General features: G+C 65.2%; 11 protein-coding genes. 3 read left to right on the top strand and 8 right to left on the bottom strand.

Going from position 1 to position 17,399, the window contains the following annotated elements:
- Nucleotides 1-17: 17 nt before the first annotated feature.
- From U1737_RS14090 to msrC, 5 genes are all read right to left on the bottom strand, one after another.
- Entirely contained in the window at nt 18-2,324 is a 2,307-nt protein-coding gene (locus tag U1737_RS14090; RefSeq protein ID WP_332797208.1) for a DPP IV N-terminal domain-containing protein, read from the bottom strand.
- Nucleotides 2,321-4,789 (bottom strand): beta-galactosidase GalA, encoded by a 2,469-nt coding sequence (gene galA / locus U1737_RS14085; RefSeq protein WP_332797207.1) that lies wholly within the window; start codon nt 4,787-4,789, stop codon nt 2,321-2,323. Before galA ends, U1737_RS14090 begins: the two co-directional genes overlap by 4 nt.
- Before the next feature lie 22 nt (nt 4,790-4,811).
- Complete coding sequence (locus U1737_RS14080) at nt 4,812-7,763, bottom strand: TonB-dependent receptor domain-containing protein (protein WP_332797206.1); 2,952 nt, start codon at nt 7,761-7,763, stop codon at nt 4,812-4,814.
- A gap of 401 nt (nt 7,764-8,164) precedes the next feature.
- Nucleotides 8,165-9,307 carry an RcnB family protein gene (locus U1737_RS14075; protein WP_332797205.1) on the bottom strand — a complete coding sequence of 381 codons (1,143 nt, stop codon included), beginning with the start codon at nt 9,305-9,307 and terminating at the stop codon, nt 8,165-8,167.
- A 117-nt stretch (nt 9,308-9,424) separates the two neighbouring features.
- Nucleotides 9,425-9,916, bottom strand: a complete 492-nt coding sequence (gene msrC / locus U1737_RS14070; RefSeq protein ID WP_332797204.1) for a free L-methionine (R)-S-oxide reductase MsrC — start codon at nt 9,914-9,916, stop codon at nt 9,425-9,427.
- Between the two features lie 85 nt (nt 9,917-10,001).
- On the opposite strand from msrC, the gene U1737_RS14065 reads away from it, so the two are divergent.
- Nucleotides 10,002-10,166 (top strand): hypothetical protein, encoded by a 165-nt coding sequence (locus U1737_RS14065; RefSeq protein ID WP_332797203.1) that lies wholly within the window; start codon nt 10,002-10,004, stop codon nt 10,164-10,166.
- A gap of 114 nt (nt 10,167-10,280) precedes the next feature.
- On the opposite strand, the gene arfB is transcribed toward U1737_RS14065, so the two are convergent.
- Nucleotides 10,281-10,706, bottom strand: a complete 426-nt coding sequence (gene arfB, locus U1737_RS14060; protein WP_332797202.1) for an alternative ribosome rescue aminoacyl-tRNA hydrolase ArfB — start codon at nt 10,704-10,706, stop codon at nt 10,281-10,283.
- Between the two features lie 19 nt (nt 10,707-10,725).
- A complete protein-coding gene (locus U1737_RS14055) occupies nt 10,726-11,445 on the bottom strand; it encodes an RluA family pseudouridine synthase (RefSeq protein WP_248523060.1) in 720 nt (239 codons plus the stop codon).
- A gap of 47 nt (nt 11,446-11,492) precedes the next feature.
- On the opposite strand from U1737_RS14055, the gene U1737_RS14050 reads away from it, so the two are divergent.
- On the top strand, nt 11,493-12,242 hold the full coding sequence (locus tag U1737_RS14050; RefSeq protein ID WP_332797201.1) for a M15 family metallopeptidase: 750 nt from the start codon (nt 11,493-11,495) through the stop codon (nt 12,240-12,242).
- Nucleotides 12,243-12,266: 24 nt separating this feature from the next.
- Here U1737_RS14050 and U1737_RS14045 read toward each other — a convergent pair whose 3' ends face one another.
- A complete protein-coding gene (locus U1737_RS14045; protein ID WP_332797200.1) occupies nt 12,267-12,740 on the bottom strand; it encodes a hemerythrin domain-containing protein in 474 nt (157 codons plus the stop codon).
- Nucleotides 12,741-13,124: 384 nt separating this feature from the next.
- Here U1737_RS14045 and rpoB point away from each other — a divergent pair, with 384 nt between their 5' ends.
- On the top strand, nt 13,125-17,279 hold the full coding sequence (gene rpoB, locus U1737_RS14040) for a DNA-directed RNA polymerase subunit beta (protein WP_056051380.1): 4,155 nt from the start codon (nt 13,125-13,127) through the stop codon (nt 17,277-17,279).
- The last annotated feature ends 120 nt before the right edge of the window (nt 17,280-17,399 follow it).

Raw genomic sequence — 17,399 nt, 5'->3', positions numbered from 1 at the left:
CGGGCTGCCACCTCCCCTCAAAGGGGAGGATTAAGCGACACCGCATTCCAATCCGGCACCTTCTCTCCCGCAAGCTCCCGCACGAAAAACCAAAACTGCCGCCGCGCGACATAGTCGATCGGCCCGGTCGAGCGTCCGACGCTATGCTCGCCCCCCGGTACCGCCAGCAGCTCGAAATCCTTCCCCGCACGGATCAGCGCATCGGCCACCTGCATCGTCGAGGCCGGGTCGACATTGCTGTCCTGCTCACCGACGATCATCAGCAGCTTGCCCGTCAGTTGCGCGGCATGATCGACGCCCGAGGCGGCGGCATAGCTCGCATCGACCGGCCAGCCGAGCCACTGTTCGTTCCAGCTGATCTTGTCCATCCGGTTGTCGTAGCACCCGGCATAGGCCACCCCGACCTTGTAGAAATCACCGTGGAACAGCAACGCGTTCAGCGTGCTCTGCCCGCCCGCCGACGCGCCGTAGATGCCGACCCGGCCGATATCGTAGGATGGGTCCTTCGCGGCCATCGCGCGGTGCCACGCGATCCGGTCCGGAAAGCCCGAATCCGCGAGGTTCTTCCACGCGACGTCGTGAAATGCCTTCGAGCGGTTGGCGGTCCCCATCCCGTCGATCTGCACGACGATGAAGCCGAGGTCTGCCTGCTCCTGCATGCCGATGACCTTGTCGCCGCCGGAATGGTACCCGAACGGCCAATATTGCTTGGGCACGAAACTGTCGTGCGGCCCCGCATAGATGTTCTCGATCACCGGATAGCGCTTGCTCGGATCGTAATCGTGCGGGCGGACGACGACGCCCCAGATGTCGGTCTTGCCATCGCGCCCCTTCGCGACGAACACCTCGGGCGGCCGAAACCCCGCCGTGCGCAATGCGCTGTCGTCGCCTTTCGTAACCGTCGCGACCAGCGCACCGTCGCTCGACCGATGAAGTTCGCTGACGGTCGGCAGGTCGACGCGCGAATAGGTGTCGACATACAGCGTCCCGTCCGGCGAGAACCGGGCGTCGTGATCCGCCTTGGCGGGCGTCAGTGCGGTCAGATGGCGACCGTCGAAATCGATCCGGTAGACATGGCGGAAATACGGGTCCTCACCCGCGTTCATCCCGCTCGCCGAGAACACGATCTGTCGCTTGGCATCGTCGACGGTGATGACGTCGCGCACGACCCAGTCGCCGGTCGTGATCCGGCTTTTCACGGCCCCGGTGCGACCGTCGATCAGGTACAGATGGTTCCAGCCATCGCGCTCGGACGCCCAGATGATCTCGCGACCGTCCGTGCCGACATCGTGCGCATAGCGGCGATCGGCATAGACGAACGTCTTCGCATCCTCGGTCACCGCGGCATGCGCAGCGCCCGTCTCCGCATCGACCGCGACGATCCGTGCCTGCCCAAAACCGCGCCGGACATAATCGAACGCCACGCTCCGTCCGTCACTCCGCCAGCGCGGCGCGGAGAGTTCGTACGCATTGGAGAAAAGCGCGGCGTCGATCACCGTCTGCCGTCGCGAGGCGACGTCGAACAGCACCGGCCGTTCCTGGTCGATCGCATCGCCGGGCTTGGGATAGAGCTGGCTTTGCAGCTTCGGCTGGAGTTGGTCGCGCGGCGACGACTCCGCGCGGAGGACGCGCCGCTGATACCCTGGACGAACGCGGTAGATCATGATGTGGCGACTGTCGGGCGACCAGCGCAGCGTCTCGGGATCGTAGAAATCGCCCGCGCTTCCATCGACGCTGAGCGGCACGATCGTGGTGTCGCCGGTCTTGCGCACGACGAGGTTGTCGCCCTGTACGAACGCGGTCCAAATCCCATCGGGCGAAGCCTTCGGGCTGTTGTCCGCCGGCACCGCCATATCGCGCACCACGCCAAATCCGCGCGGCCGGCTCCGATCGACCGCCGCCTCGCAGCGATACACAACGATCCCGCACTGCCACCGCGTCTCGTCCAGCGAGAACGCGATCGCCTTGCCGTCCTCCATATAGTCGAACGCGGCAAACGGCAGGTGCATCGGATCGACCGCCTCGTGCCGCGCATCGCCCAGCGCCGCCGCGAGCTTGGCCGTATCGAACGCCGCCGACTTGGCCAGCGTCTTCGCATCCACCGTCTCGAATGCGAACCCGCCCGCTGCCGTCTTGCGATACGAGAAGCGCCCCCCGTCCGGTGTCCAGCGCGCTGGCCACGCGACCTCGCGCGTCAGATCCTGCCACGCCTTACGCAGTCCGATCGACCGTCGAAACGCGGCCTCGTCGGGTGTGGCCTGCGCCGCCGCCGAAGCGCACAACAGGATCAGCGCGAGCGCCCGCGACGAACGACGTACAGTCATGGGATATCCTTGGTCAGACCGATGAGCGGCAGCATCGCCGGCGCGAGGCCGTCGCCACGCGCTTCGAGCCTAATCGGCCCGCCATTCGCACCCGCCTGCACCAGCGCCATGCACAGCCCGTTGAATGCCGAGCGCGACGTCGCATGATCGGGCTCCAGACTCCGCGGATCGCCGTTGCCGACGCCAAGCAGTGTCGCATCGCCCGTCAGCGTGAACGACACGCGATTGGACGCGGTAGGCATTTCGCGCCGTTTCGCATCGAGGATTGCCACGCGCACGACCGCGACCTCGCCCGGCGCCAGCTGCCGCCGGTCGCTCGACAGGCCGATCCGTGCCGGCGCGCCGGTGGTCTCGCGCACCGCGTGCATCACGCGTTTGCCGCCGCGATACCCGTGCGCCTCGATCCGCCCTGGCGCATACGCCACCTGCCATTCGAGATATGTGTTCTTCACCACCGCCTGCCGCCCGAGACTCCGTCCGTTCAAGACCAGCTCGACCGCCTCGCAATTGCTGTGCACCCACACCGAGACCGGCTGGCCCTCGCGCCCCACCCAGTTCCAGTGCGGGAACAGGTGCAGCACCGGCTCGCCGCTCCACCACGCGCGGTAATAGTGATAATTGTCCTTGGGGAAGCCGCAGAGGTCCATCTGCCCGAAGTTCGAGACATTCTCGGGCCAACGCTCGAACGGAGTAGGTTCGCCGCGATAGTCGAACCCGGTCCACACGAACCCACCGCTGAGGAACGGCCGCGCGTCGTAGAAACTCCACCAGGTCTCCGCGGTGGTCGCCCATTTGGGGAACTCGCGATCGTAGGCGGGCACGAAGCCCTGTTTGTCGTCGCGCGCATATTCGCCGCGGGTCATCACCGTGCTGCCCGTCTCGGTACCGATCATCGGCATGTCGGGATGCGCGGCGTGGTACGGATCGATCGCGTCGAGGTAATAATTGCACCCCATCACGTCGAGCACGCGCGACGCCCCCTCCCCGAACTTGCCGTTGAACGCCTCCGTCACCGGCCGCGTCCCGTCGAATTCGTAGACCTTGCGCTTCATCGTTTCGGCGATCCGCGCGCCGGTTTCGGTGCCGCGGTGGATTTCCTCGTTGCCGATGCTCCATATGATGATGCTTGGGTGATTGCGCCCCTGCCGCACCATCCGTTCGAGCTGGCCCAGCCCCTCGACATTGCTCGACATCTGCCGCGTCTCGTCGATCATCAGGATACCCATCCGATCGCACGCATCGAGGATCGCGGGCGACGGCGAATGATGCGTCGAGCGATAGGCGTTGCTGCCCATCGCCTTCAGCCGTTCGAGCCGCCAGACGTGCAGGCTGTCGGGCACCGCGAAGCCGACCCCGGCGTGATCCTGATGGTTGCAGGTGCCCTTGATCTTGACCGGCTTGCCGTTGAGGAAAAACCCGCGGTTCGCATCGAAGCGGATCGTGCGAATCCCGAAGCTGCACGTGTCGCGGTCCACCACCACGCCATCGACCAAGATCTCGCTGACCAGCGTGTAAAGATGCGGCGTTTCGAGCGACCAGAGCGCAGGCGCGACAATACGCGTCTCCTGCATCGCGGTCGTCTCGCCCCAAGCCGGCAGCGCGAGCGGATCCGCGAACAGCACCAGGCTCTTCCCGTCGGGGCCGGTGACCGTAGACCGTACCCGCGCTTCGCTTGCCGCACCGTCATTCGCGATCTCGGTCGCAATCCGAGCGCTCGCACCCCTGGCATCAACCGAACAGCGCACGGTCGCACCCCAACGCCGGACGTGAACCGGCGACGTTTTCACCAGCCGCACGTCGCGGTAGAGCCCCGCCCCCTCGTACGACCACGCCTCGCCCAGACTCACGTCGCAGCGGATGACGAGCACATTGTCCTCACCCGGTTTCGCAAAGTCGGTGACGTCGATCTCGAACGGCGCATAGCCACTTTCGTTGGATCCCACGACGAAGCCGTTGAGGATCATGACGCAATCGCGCGCCACCCCGTCGAACTGGAGCAGCAACCGCCGCCCCGCGTCCGCCTTGGCCAACGGGATCACGCGACGATACCAGCCCACACTGGTCGCCGGCCACATCCGCCCGACCGGCTTGAACCCCTGGAACGCACCGGTACGATCCGCCTCGCTTCCCGCCGGTCCGAACTGCGCGAACGGCAGGTCGACTGCCCAGTCGTGCGGCAGCGTCACTGACTCCCAAGCGCTGTCGTCGAATTTCGCTTCGGCAACCGGCGTGCCGACATCGCCCGACTTGGCATAGGTATCGTGCGAACGGCCGAAGCCGAAATCCTTCGCCGGATCGCTCGCGTGCCCCAGATGAAACCGCCACCCGGTCCCGAGCGAGACGATCTCGCGCGGGCCGACCGAGGGAGACGTCCCCGCCGCAGCGATCGGCATTGCGGGAACGATCGCAGCAAGCGCGGTCACGCCGCCCGTCTTCAAAACGTCGCGGCGGACCAAGCTCGTCATACCATTACCCCAGCGGTCACCGTCAGAAATTCACCGTGGCGCCAACGAACATCGTCCGCCCCAGCGTATCGTACACGCCGGGATAGGTATTGCCGTTACCGAACGACGACAGGATGCCGGCCGCGATCGCCGGTGGATCCTTGTCGAACAGGTTGTTGACGCCGGCGCGCAACTGGAGCCCCCGCCCGACTGCGACGGTACCGGCGAGATCAATGTAATTATAGGCCGAGATCTTCTTGTTAATGACGCTCGGCGTGCCGGCAAGGAAGCTGTTGTCGGACAGCGACGACAGCGTGACTGCATCGGTATGGCGCCACGACACCGATACCGATGCACCCTGCGGCATCTGCCAGGTCGTCCGCATCGCATGCCGCCATGTCGGATTGGGCTGGCCGCAGGTATAGCCGTACAGCCCCCTGCAATCGTAGCTGCCCAGCCCCGCCAAGGGTTCGGCGGCCTGCTCGATCAGGCGCGTGCCGACGAGGTTGAGGTTGATCTTGCCGAGCGCGCCGATGCCGAACGTGTAATCGGCGGTGATGTCGACCCCGGAGGTCGTCAGCGATCCGGTGTTGTACGTCGTCGAGACGATATAGCCATTGGTGCCGAAGATCGCGCCCGAGCGCGGATCGCGCGTGAACAGCCCGCAATAGAACGGATCGCCGCCGGCCACGCATTGACTGATCGCGAGCGATGGATCGACCGAGCTGATATAGTCCTTCACCTTCACGTGGAAATAATCGACGGTCAGCGTGAAGTTGCGCAGCATCCGCGGGGTCAGCACGATACCCGCGGTATAGGTGTCCGCCTTTTCGGGCTTCAGCGCGACGTTCCCGCCAAACTGTGCCGAACACGTATCGGACGGACATTCGATGATGCTGCCATATTGTGCCTGCGTCACCCCGGTCAGCCGGCACACGTCGAGCGATGCGGTCGGCGATGCGCCGGAGCACGGATCCTGCGCGGCGACGTTGCCGATCGATCGCGATCCGAACAGCTCGCCGATATTAGGCGCGCGGATCGCGCGGTTGTAGCTTAAGCGAAGACGCGCATCTTCGGATGGCGCCCAGCTCGCTTCACCCTTGTAGGTCCAGACATTGTATTTCGACTTCAGTCCGGTCGATTGCTGGTCGTTGCGATACGCCGAATAGCGAAGGCCGCCGTTGATGGTCAGCGCATGCGCGAACGGCAGGTTCTGCAGGATCGGAATTTCGATCTCACCATACGCTTCGTTGACGGTGATGCGGCCGTCGGAGTCGGTCGCGCCGCCCTGTTCAGCCACCGCGTCCGCGGTGTAGTTCAGCGTCTCGCGGCGACGCTCGGCGCCGATCGCGATATTGACGCCACGCTTGGCCCAGGGGCTGGTGATGCCGAACGTGCCGAGATCGCCGTTGACGTTCGCGGAGATCACCGTGAGCGCATTGCGCGACGCGGTGTTGCTCTCCGAAAACAGATAGGCGGCCTGCGTGTCGGTGATGGCGTTGGGCTGGAACACGTTGACGGGTATGCAGGCCGGATCGCTGCCGTCGATCACCGAACGACAGGTCGGTACGCCGTTGACGTTGACCACGTCGAGCGCGCGCTGCGCCTTCACATTGTCGACGTTGTTCATGTACGTCTCGTTGAACTTCACCAACGAATGCAAATAGTTCACGTCGTACTGGAAACCGTGGCCGAGATCGCCGCGCACACCGGCGGAGTAGCGGTAATCCTGATGGCGCAGGTCGTCGCGGCGTGACTGCCCGTCGCCGAGCCGGTAGCCGATCAGCGTGTCCTGCGTCGCCGATGTCCCGGCGGTCGCGCCGCACAACGACTGTTGTTGCGCCGCGCTCATCAGCGGGTTGTCGCACGGCACGGTGAAGCTCGTTCCCAGGAACAGCGCGGATGGTGCGACCTGCGAGAAGGTGTGGTCCTTCATGTACATGAAGCTGCCATAGACTTCGGCGATCGGCGCGATCTCGAACTTGGCGAACGCACCGCCGATGTAGCGATCGTCGGACCGCTGGAGATAGTTGGTCGGCGAGTAGTTATAGGCGTAGGCGGACGTGTAGGGCACCCAGGTCTGCGTGCCGTTCATGGCGTTGGTCAGCGTCTTGCCGGCATTCGGCCCACCGAGCGGGGCGAACGTGCCGTAGGGCGAGTTACTCGATCCGCCGCAGACCAGACCCGTGCCGGGATCGTCCGCCTGGTTCAGCGCGCAGGCCGAAACGTCGCGGTTCGCCTGCAACACCGGATCGGTGTGACGATACCCACCATAGACGGTGACGTTGCCGCGACCATCGGCGAAGTTCTTGCCGTACGCCGCGTTGATGTCCTGCTTGCCGCCATCGGCGACGCGGCGCGGCGCATTGGCATAGCCGCGCGTGTTGATGATATCGCGCACCGCGCCGTTGTCGTTGGTGTGCACGCCGAGCCCGGCCTGCACATCGATCCGCAACCCGTCGAGGTGATCCTTCAGCACGAAGTTGACCACGCCCGCCACAGCGTCGGACCCATACACCGCCGACGCGCCGCCGGTCACCACGTCGACCCGGTCGATCAGCGCGGAGGGCACGAAGTTCAGATCGATCGCCTGTTGCGGCAGCAAACGCTGGCCGTTGAGCAGGATGAGCGTCCGGTTGGAGCCGAGGTTGCGCAGATTGATGTTGGCGGTGCCGTCCGAGCCGTTCGAGACGTTCTCGTTAGCGTCGGCGGTGAACTGCGGCAGGCGGTTCAGCACGCTCTCGACGTTGACCGCGCCCTGATATTTGATCTCCTGGTCCGTCACCGACGTGATCGGACTGTTGCTCTGCAGATCGGGGCGGCGGATGCGCGTGCCGGTCACGACGATTACGTCATCGACGCTCGGCCCAGCGCTGGCTCCATCGCTCGGCTCCGGCGCAGGCAAAACCTGCGCATAGGCGCTGGACGAGAGCAGCATCGCGACCATGGCCCCGACGCCCGCCCGACCCCGTAGTTTCTTGACCAAATATGTCATGACTGCCCGCGTCCCTGTTTGGATGTTGCGCGCAGTCCATCACGTCACCGAAACTATGTCAAATATAATATACGGTATTCTATATTCAAAGTCTGTTGCGGGCTGCGTCAGGTGCGATGATGTCCACGGCACGCCTCAATCGAAGGCGACCTGCGCGAATATCACGGGGTGCCGACTGCCAGACTTGTTCGGGTAAAGGATCAACCGGATTGCTCGGTTACGTTGACCCTGCGTCGCTCCGGACGAACGCCAAGGTGGACGGCGCCGCATGCCAAATGCGAACGCGCCTGCGGCACGATGCATAACCGCGCGAGGCTCCGATGCTTAGTCGAAGACCCGGCGTGAAGACGATACGCGAGACGGCGCGCTTCCGGCCAACCTGCGTGCGATCGGCGGCAGTCTCAGTTCCGCTGCGTGCGCCTGCGCCAGGCTTTGCGCGGGGCGTGCGATCCGGCGTCGTAATAGTCGGTGGTAGTGGTCGTCGTGGTCACCATCGGCGCGGACTGGACCATGATGGTGGTCGAACCGGCCGGATAGACGCTGCCGCCGGTCGTCGTCACCGTCGTCATGCCGTCGGGCGAAACCCATGTGCCGCCCGGTGCTGCCGCATAGCCACGCGGTTGCGGATAATCGCCCCCGTAGGATTCCTCCGGCGCATAATCCGGTTCGTAAGCCGGCGGTTCCGCATAGCCAGCGTAAGCTGGCGGCGGCGCATAGCCAGCGTAAGCCGGCGGCGGCGCATAGCCAGCGCCGTACCCTGCCCTCGGCGGCGGCGCGGGACGGCGCCGGTCCTCGGTCTTGTCGATCGCATAGCCTGCCGCCGCACCGACGCCCGCGCCGACCAGCGTACCGCCAAGGCGATTGCCGCGCCCAGCGATGACGTTGCCCGCGACGCCGCCGGCGACCGCGCCGATCGCGGCACCACCGAACCCGGTGTCGCGCCGAGGCGCACCGCGGTCGTCGTAAGGTGAAGCGTAGCCGCGGTCGCCTGGGCCGGCATAGACCGAGTCGCTGGCCGCATAGTCGCGCGGGCTGATCGCGACGTACCCGTTCGAGTCGGAGCGATCCCAATCGATGTCGCTCGCCGTGTCATAGACCGATCCGCGCGAGTCGATCAGCACCGCGTCGTCGTAATAGCGCGCCCAGTTATAGCCCTGCGGCGGCTGCGAAAGGCCGTAGGTCGACCAGTCGCCGATGTAGAAGCGCGGTGCGTTCCAATAGGTCGGCACGGCCCAGCCGCGATGTGGGCGACGGTATCCCGCCCAGCCGCCGGGCGCGTTGGCACCACCCCACCAGCGCCCGCCGATCTTGCTGCCCCAACGCGGCTGGCGACGCGGTGCGACCTGCTGCGATTCGACCGGTCGAGAGGACGTGTGAACGATGGGCGGACGCGCGGCGATCGGTCCCGGCCGACGGGGATCTGCCATCGGTGCCTGCATCGTCGCGCCCGGCACGCCGTAGCTGGCGCCGGGGCGCTGCTGGGCCTGCGCTGCGCCGTCACCGGCGATGGCAAGCCCTGCGCTCGCGATCAAAAGGCTCCGCATGTCCGTCTCCCTGGTTCCGCCACCCGATCCCGCGCAAACGCCGGATGTCTTGACGGGTTGCTTACCAAAGCCGCAGGCGAGTCACCAGCAAGCGTACCGTCCCGAAACGGATCAGCGCTACAGCCGCTGGCCGAGCAGGGCTGCCAGCGCCTCGCAGCCTGCCGCGTCCTCCGCGTCGAACCGCGCCGGTTCGGGACTATCGAGATCGAGGACCGCGATCAGCGCACCGTCCTTCGTCACCGGCACGACCAGTTCGGAGCGGCTCGCGGCATCGCAGGCGATGTGGCCGGGGAACGCGTGCACGTCCTCGACCAGTTGCGTCGTCAGCGTGGCGGCGGCGGCACCGCAGACGCCCTTGCCGACTGGGATGCGAATGCAGGCGACCTTGCCCTGGAACGGCCCGAGCACGAGTTCGCCGCCCTGTGCCTCGGGGACGAGCCGGTAAAAGCCCGCCCAGTTCAAGTCGGGCAGATATTCCCACACCAACGCGGCAGCGTTCGCCATGTTGGCGATCGGATCGCGCTCGTCCGCGGTCAGCGCGTCGAGGGCGGCGAGAAGGTCGCGGTAGAGATCGGCCTTGCTGCCGGCTGAGATGTCGAACTGGTACATGGCGTCTTCCTTGGTCGGCTTCGCGCCGGATGATCGCGGAGATAGGGTTTGGGGAACTGGAAAACAGGGCTTGGGGGAATCGAGAGTGTTTGAGATCGAACACGACGCCTCCGACATCCAACCGACAATACCCAACGGTTACCCGCCCGTGACCATCCTCAACCACCTTCGTCACCCCAGCGAAAGCTGGGGTATCATCGAGGCGCGGGCGGCGCACACCACGGGGATACCCCAGCTTTCGCTGGGGTGACGGACTTGGGGTGACGGAGTTGGTGGGGGAGGACAAACCGACGGGCTAACGACTTTGCCGATCTGACGAGCTTGGCCGGGAATGACGAGCGTGGCTGAGAACAGCCCACCCCCCTCAATCGTCGCGGACCTTACCGCGCCCGGCCTTGACCCCACTCCGCACCTTCTTCGTGTCGACGCGTCGGGCCTTCGCCGCCTTGGACGGCTTGGTCGCGCGCCGCGCCTTGGGGACGATCGTCGCCTCCTTGATCAACGCCACCAGCCGTTCGCGGACTTCCTGCCGGTTGAGCAGTTGCGACCGCGAGCCTTCGCTCCGCAACACAAGCACGCCGTCGCGGGTGAGGCGCGATCCCGCGAGCACCGCGATGCGGTTCTTCACCGCCAGCGGCAGGCCGGGCGACAGGCCGACGTCGAAGCGCAGGATCACCGCGCTGTCGGTGGTGTTGACGTGCTGGCCGCCGGGACCGCCCGAGCGCGTGGTGCTCTCGATCAGCTCGTTGTCGTCGATCGAGATCGACCGGGTGATTGGGATCGCGACCATCAGCCCCTCCCCTTGGCTCTCAGCCGTCGGTGGGGTCGGGCGTCGTCACCGCGTCGGCATTCGGTGCGCCCTCCGCGACCGGAGCAGCCTCGTCCGCGAACCCGGCCTTGGCGAACCGCTCGGGCAACGGCGCTTCGGCGAGCACGTCGGGCTTGCCCGGACGCGGCACGATCAGGCGCTGCGCATGGAGCATCATGCCCAGCCCGTCCGCCTTGCCGTAGACGCCGTCGCCGACCACCGGCGCGCCGAGACCGCTCGCGGCATGCACGCGGATCTGGTGCGTCCGCCCCGTCTCGGGCAAGAACTCGACCAGCGAGCGGCCGTCCTTGATCTCCAGCACGCGCCACTTGGTCCGCGACTTCTTGCCGTCCGGGTCCTCGACCATCCGCCAGCCGGTTTCAGCCGTGCTGACCTTGCCGAGCGCCATCTCGATCAGGCCGGACGTCCCCTCGACCACGCCGTCGAGCAGCGCGACGTAGCGCTTCGAGACGAGGCCCTGCTCGAACGCCTGCTGCAACCGGGCATGCGCCTTCGGATTGCGCGACAGCAGCAGACAGCCGCTCGTGTCGCGGTCCAGGCGGTGGACGGCTTTCGGCCAGCGCTGGAAGCCGAACTTCAGGCTTTCGAGATGATTTTCGAGGCTCAGCGAGCCATCGCGGGGCGGATCGACCGGCAACCCCGCGGGTTTGTCGATTACCAGGGCCTCGCCGTCGAGGAAGAGTACGCGTTCACCATGCATGCCGCCGCCCTTGCCATCATTAGCGCCTGCGTGCCAGAGCCGTCGCGATGTTGCACCGTATAGTTGCCCTTGTGCTGGTCCTGGCACCGACCGTCGCCGAGGCACAATTGTGCGAAGGCCAGAGCGCCGCGATCAGCGCCGATGGCCGTGCGTTCGGGCATCTTCCCTACGGCGATGCCGCGGAAACCGAACTCGTCACGCTGCCCTCGGACTATTCGGTGGGCAACCCGTGCGTCGTGCGCGCGGACATGCTGCCCGACCTGTTGCGCCTGTTCGCGGCGGCGCAGGGCGATCCGTCGGTCATGGGGCAGTTGAAGGCGCTGTCGTGCCAGCGCTCGATCGCCCGGCAGCGCGCGGTATTCTGTCGCGGCGGCGGCAGCGATCCCGCCGACCGCGCCATCTCGGTCGCGCCCCCCGGCTATAGCGAGCACTCGACCGGCTATGCGCTCGACTTCGCGGTCCGCCCGGCGAACGGATGCCCCGATGCGGAAGCGTGCATGGCGGCAACCCCCGCTGCACGCTGGCTGCTGCGGAACGCGCCGCGCTTCGGGTTCGAACAGAGCTTTCCCGGCAGCAACAAACAGCACGTTAAGTGGGAACCCTGGCATTGGCGCTGGGTCGGCCCGACCGCGGCAGCGCCGGGTGCCGCCAAGGCGCGCTTCGTGTTCGCGCGGGCCCGGTCGCTCTATCCGGCGAGCCCAGCGGTGCAGCCGCTCGTCGTGAAGATCATAGCGCAGCCACCGCTACCGACGCCGACCGCGCCCCCGGCCACCACGAAAAAGAAGCGACGCCGCTAGCCTCGATCGTGGCGTTTCCCCCGATCAGTGCAGAACGAGGCTGCCGGCCGGCACTACGCCGTCCTGCAAGGCGTGATCGTACAGCAGCTTCGTCTCCAGCTTTACCTGCTCCGACAGCCGGTTCATCATCGACTCGGCCTGGATTCCGAACAGCTTCCAGTCGCCCGGCTTGATCACCGGCAGCCAGCGACCGATGAACGCCTTCCAGTCCGAACGCAGGATATCGAGATCCTCTTCCATCATCGCAATCGTGTCCGCCGAGCAATGCGCCTCCATCGCGACCACGGTGCGATCGATCACTTCGTCCTCGACCTTGAGATGATCGGCCACCGAAACGGCCAGCTCGATCAGCTTGCGCGATGCTAAACCACTCTCGGCGCTAGACTTTTGCGAAAGTGCTGCGAGCCCTGCGCATTGATCCGCGATGCGTTCATGGTCGCCGATCAACCGCGCCCAATTTGCCCGGTCCTGGTCCGATACTGTTATCATATCGCTCATTCCGCCCTCAACTGTACCGAACATACGATCGAACTCTCGTGAAGGATGCGCCTAATGCTATCGACTATGTCCAATCTATAGTATTTCCGACAGTCTGAATGAGGGATATCGACCCACTGCGCGGTTTCGATCCGCGCTCGACCGGCAGGGACTCCCGTTGACAAGACGCCGCCCCGCGCCTAGATCCGCTCTTCACCACAGCATCCGGGAAATGACATGCCGTCGCGCAGCGTGTCGATCGTATTGGATACCGAGGTTTCATACGCTGAGAGCCGCCGCACCTGATGCGCGCGGCCTTTTTGTGTGAACGTGCGTCCCGCTTGGGGGTTCCCAAGCACGAAATTACGACTGATCCGTCAGTTTTTATAGGGCGAAACAAAACCTATGGCTTCCAAGGCGATCGAACACGGCACTGCAAAGCGCCGCATCCGCAAGGTTTTCGGCAACATCCACGAAGTGGTGCAGATGCCGAACCTGATCGAGGTCCAGCGCGAGAGCTACGAGCAGTTCCTGCGCTCCGACAAGTCGATCGGCCACGTCTCGGGTCTCGAGAAGACGCTGCGCAGCGTATTCCCGATCCAGGATTTCGCCGGCACCGCCTATCTCGACTTCGACGATTACGTCCTTGAGCCGCCGAAATTCGACGTCGAGGAATGCCGCCAGCGCGGGATCACCTATGCAGCCCCGATGCGCGTCACGCTGCGCCTGACCGCATTCGAGGTCGATCCCGATACCGAGGCCAAGTCGGTCATCGATATCAAGGAGCAGGACGTGTACATGGGCGACATGCCGCTCATGACCGAGAACGGCACGTTCTTCATCAACGGCACCGAGCGCGTCATCGTCAGCCAGATGCACCGTTCGCCGGGCGTCCTGTTCGACCACGATCGCGGCAAGACGCACGCATCGGGCAAGTATCTGTTCGCCGCGCGCGTCATTCCGTATCGCGGTTCGTGGCTCGATTTCGAGTTCGACGCCAAGGACATCGTCAACGTCCGCATCGATCGCAAGCGCAAGCTGCCCGTCACGGCGCTGCTCTACGCGCTCGGCATGACGTCGGAAGAGATCCTCAACTATTTCTACAACCGCGTGACGTTCGTCCGCGGCCAGGGTGGCTGGATCGTTCCGTTCCAGGTCGAGAACTGGCGTGGCCAGAAGCCGATGTTCGACATCGTCGATGCGAAGACCGGCGAAGTCGTGTTCCCGAACGGCCAGAAGATCAGCCCGCGCGCTGCGAACAAGGCGTTCAAGGACGGCCTCACCGACCTGCTGATCCCGACCGAGGAGATCTTCGGCCGCTATTCGGCATACGACCTGATCGACGAGTCGACCGGCCGCATCTACATCGAAGCCGGTGACGAAGTGACCGCCGAGAACCTCGAACTGCTCGACCAGGCAGGCATCGAGCGTCTCGACCTGCTCGACATCGATCACGTCGCGACGGGCCCGTGGATCCGCAACACGCTCAAGGTCGACAAGGCCGAAGAGCGCGAGCAGGCGCTGTCCGACATCTACCGCGTGATGCGTCCCGGCGAGCCGCCGACGCTGGAAACGGCCGAGGCCCTGTTCTCGGGTCTGTTCTTCGATCCGGATCGCTACGACCTGTCGGCCGTGGGCCGCGTGAAGCTGAACATGCGTCTCGACCTCGACGTCGAGGATACCGTGACGACGCTGCGCACCGAGGACATTCTCGAGGTCATCAAGACGCTCGTGAACCTCAAGGACGGCAAGGGCGAGATTGACGATATCGACAACCTCGGTAACCGTCGTGTCCGTTCGGTCGGCGAGCTGCTCGAGAACCAGTACCGTGTCGGCCTGCTCCGCATGGAGCGCGCGGTGAAGGAGCGCATGTCGTCGGTCGACGTCTCGACCGTCATGCCGAACGACCTGATCAACGCGAAGCCTGCGGTTGCCGCGGTCCGCGAATTCTTCGGCTCGTCGCAGCTGTCGCAGTTCATGGATCAGACCAACCCGCTGTCGGAAGTCACCCACAAGCGTCGCGTGTCGGCACTTGGACCAGGTGGTCTGACGCGTGAGCGTGCCGGCTTCGAAGTCCGCGACGTTCATCCGACGCACTATGGCCGCATCTGCCCGATCGAGACGCCGGAAGGCCCGAACATCGGTCTGATCAACTCGCTCGCCAGCTTCTCGCGGGTGAACAAGTATGGCTTCATCGAGACTCCGTACCGCAAGGTCGTCGACCACAAGGTGACCGACGACGTCGTCTACCTGTCGGCGATGGAAGAGGCCAAGCACACGATCGCGCAGGCCAACGCCGAGCTCGATTCGTCGAACGGCTTCGTCGAGGAACTGGTGTCGTCGCGTCAGGCTGGCGAATTCCTGATGGCGCTGCCCGACAACATCACGTTGATGGACGTCAGCCCCAAGCAGCTCGTCTCGGTCGCCGCATCGCTCATTCCGTTCCTGGAAAACGATGACGCCAACCGCGCGCTGATGGGCTCGAACATGCAGCGTCAGGCGGTGCCGCTCGTCCAGGCCGAGGCGCCGTTCGTCGGCACCGGCATGGAAGAGACGGTCGCACGTGACTCTGGCGCAGCGATCTCGGCCAAGCGTGCGGGCATCGTCGACCAGGTCGACGCGGCGCGTATCGTGATCCGGGCGACCGGCGAGATCGATGCCGGCAAGTCGGGCGTCGACATCTACACGCTGATGAAGTTCCAGCGTTCGAACCAGTCGACCTGCATCAACCAGCGTCCGCTGGTGAAGGTGGGCGATGCGGTTCGTGCCGGCGACGTGCTCGCCGACGGCCCGTCGACCGAGTTCGGCGAGCTGGCGCTGGGTCGCAACAGCCTCGTCGCGTTCATGCCGTGGAACGGCTACAACTACGAGGATTCGATCCTGATCTCCGAGCGGATCGTGAAGGACGACGTGTTCACGTCGATCCATATCGACGAGTTCGAGGTGATGGCTCGCGACACGAAGCTTGGGCCTGAGGACATCACGCGCGACATCCCGAACGTCGGCGAGGAAGCACTTCGCAACCTCGACGAAGCGGGCATCGTCTACATCGGTGCAGAGGTCGAGCCGGGCGATATCCTCGCCGGCAAGATCACGCCGAAGGGTGAATCGCCGATGACGCCGGAGGAGAAGCTTCTCCGTGCGATCTTCGGCGAGAAGGCCAGCGACGTGCGCGATACGTCGCTTCGCCTGCCGCCGGGCGTGTCGGGTACGGTCGTCGACGTTCGCGTCTTCAACCGTCACGGCATCGACAAGGACGAGCGCGCGATGGCGATCGAGCGCGAGGAGATCGAGCGCTTGAAGAAGGATTCGGACGACGAGCGTTCGATCCTGAACCGTGCGACGTGGTCGCGTCTCCGCGAGATGCTGCTCGACCAGACCGCCACCTCGGCGCCGAAGGGTGTCAAGAAGGGCGTCGTGATCGACATGGATCTGCTCGACAGCGTCGACCGCCACGAGTGGTGGAAGTTCGCGGTCGCCGACGACAAGGTCCAGAGCGATCTGGAAGCGGTCAAGATCCAGTATGACGACGCAGCCAAGCTGATCACGGACAAGTTCCACGATCGTCGCGAGAAGCTGGAGCGTGGTGACGAGCTGTCGCCAGGCGTGCTGAAGATGGTCAAGGTGTTCGTCGCGGTGAAGCGCAAGCTGCAGCCGGGCGACAAGATGGCCGGCCGTCACGGCAACAAGGGCGTCATCAGCCGCATCCTGCCGGCTGAGGACATGCCGTTCCTCGCCGACGGTACGCCGGTCGATATCGTGCTCAACCCGCTGGGCGTGCCGTCGCGCATGAACGTCGGGCAGATCTTCGAGACGCATCTGGGCTGGGCCGCACGTGGCCTGGGCCAGTCGATCACCGCGGCTCTCGAGACGTGGCGTGAAGAGAATCCGGACGCCAAGCCGGGTGCGATGCCCGAGGCGGTCCGCGATCGTCTCAAGACGGTGTACGGCGAGCAGTATCACGCCGAGATCGACGCCCGCACGGGTGACGAGATCGTCGAGCTGGCCAAGAACCTGAAGGGTGGCGTGCCGATGGCGACGCCGGTGTTCGATGGTGCCCGCGAAGCCGATGTCTCGGCGATGCTGGCGCTGGCGGGCCTCGACACGTCGGGTCAGTCGGACCTGTTCGACGGCCGCACCGGCGATCAGTTCGATCGCAAGGTGACGGTGGGCTACATCTACATGCTGAAGCTCCACCATCTGGTCGACGACAAGATCCACGCACGGTCGATTGGGCCGTACTCGTTGGTCACGCAGCAGCCGCTGGGTGGTAAGGCGCAGTTCGGTGGGCAGCGCTTCGGCGAGATGGAGGTCTGGGCACTCCAGGCCTACGGCGCTGCGTACACCTTGCAGGAAATGCTGACGGTGAAGTCGGACGACGTTGTCGGCCGCACCAAGGTCTACGAGGCGATCGTCAAGGGCGACGACACGTTCGAGGCCGGCATCCCGGAGAGCTTCAACGTGCTCGTCAAGGAAATGCGCTCGCTCGGCCTGAATGTGGACCTGAAGCAGTCGGAGCCCGGCTTCGACAGCGACGGCATCCAGATCGCGGCGGAGTAGTTCCTTTGCCCTCCCCTCCCGCTCGCGGGAGGGGACCGAGGGGTGGGCTCCCGGCCGGCAGCGAAGCGCGACGTCGATGCCGGGCGCCCACCCCCTCCCAGCCTGAAGAGGCTGGGCCCC

The organism is Sphingomonas fucosidasi (genome assembly GCF_036663855.1).
GTDB classification, from domain to species: Bacteria; Pseudomonadota; Alphaproteobacteria; order Sphingomonadales; family Sphingomonadaceae; genus Sphingomonas; species Sphingomonas faeni_B.
This window is presented reverse-complemented; position numbering and strand designations above follow the sequence as displayed.

What these genes read in the sequence shown, in the direction of transcription:
- U1737_RS14090 (WP_332797208.1), bottom strand. Translation starts at nt 2,324, where the DNA reads ATGACTGTACGTCGTTCGTCGCGGGCGCTCGCGCTGATCCTGTTGTGC.
- galA (WP_332797207.1), bottom strand. Translation starts at nt 4,789, where the DNA reads ATGACGAGCTTGGTCCGCCGCGACGTTTTGAAGACGGGCGGCGTGACC.
- U1737_RS14080 (WP_332797206.1), bottom strand. Translation starts at nt 7,763, where the DNA reads ATGACATATTTGGTCAAGAAACTACGGGGTCGGGCGGGCGTCGGGGCC.
- U1737_RS14075 (WP_332797205.1), bottom strand. Translation starts at nt 9,307, where the DNA reads ATGCGGAGCCTTTTGATCGCGAGCGCAGGGCTTGCCATCGCCGGTGAC.
- msrC (WP_332797204.1), bottom strand. Translation starts at nt 9,916, where the DNA reads ATGTACCAGTTCGACATCTCAGCCGGCAGCAAGGCCGATCTCTACCGC.
- arfB (WP_332797202.1), bottom strand. Translation starts at nt 10,706, where the DNA reads ATGGTCGCGATCCCAATCACCCGGTCGATCTCGATCGACGACAACGAG.
- U1737_RS14055 (WP_248523060.1), bottom strand. Translation starts at nt 11,445, where the DNA reads ATGCATGGTGAACGCGTACTCTTCCTCGACGGCGAGGCCCTGGTAATC.
- U1737_RS14050 (WP_332797201.1), top strand. Translation starts at nt 11,493, where the DNA reads ATGTTGCACCGTATAGTTGCCCTTGTGCTGGTCCTGGCACCGACCGTC.
- U1737_RS14045 (WP_332797200.1), bottom strand. Translation starts at nt 12,740, where the DNA reads ATGAGCGATATGATAACAGTATCGGACCAGGACCGGGCAAATTGGGCG.
- rpoB (WP_056051380.1), top strand. Translation starts at nt 13,125, where the DNA reads ATGGCTTCCAAGGCGATCGAACACGGCACTGCAAAGCGCCGCATCCGC.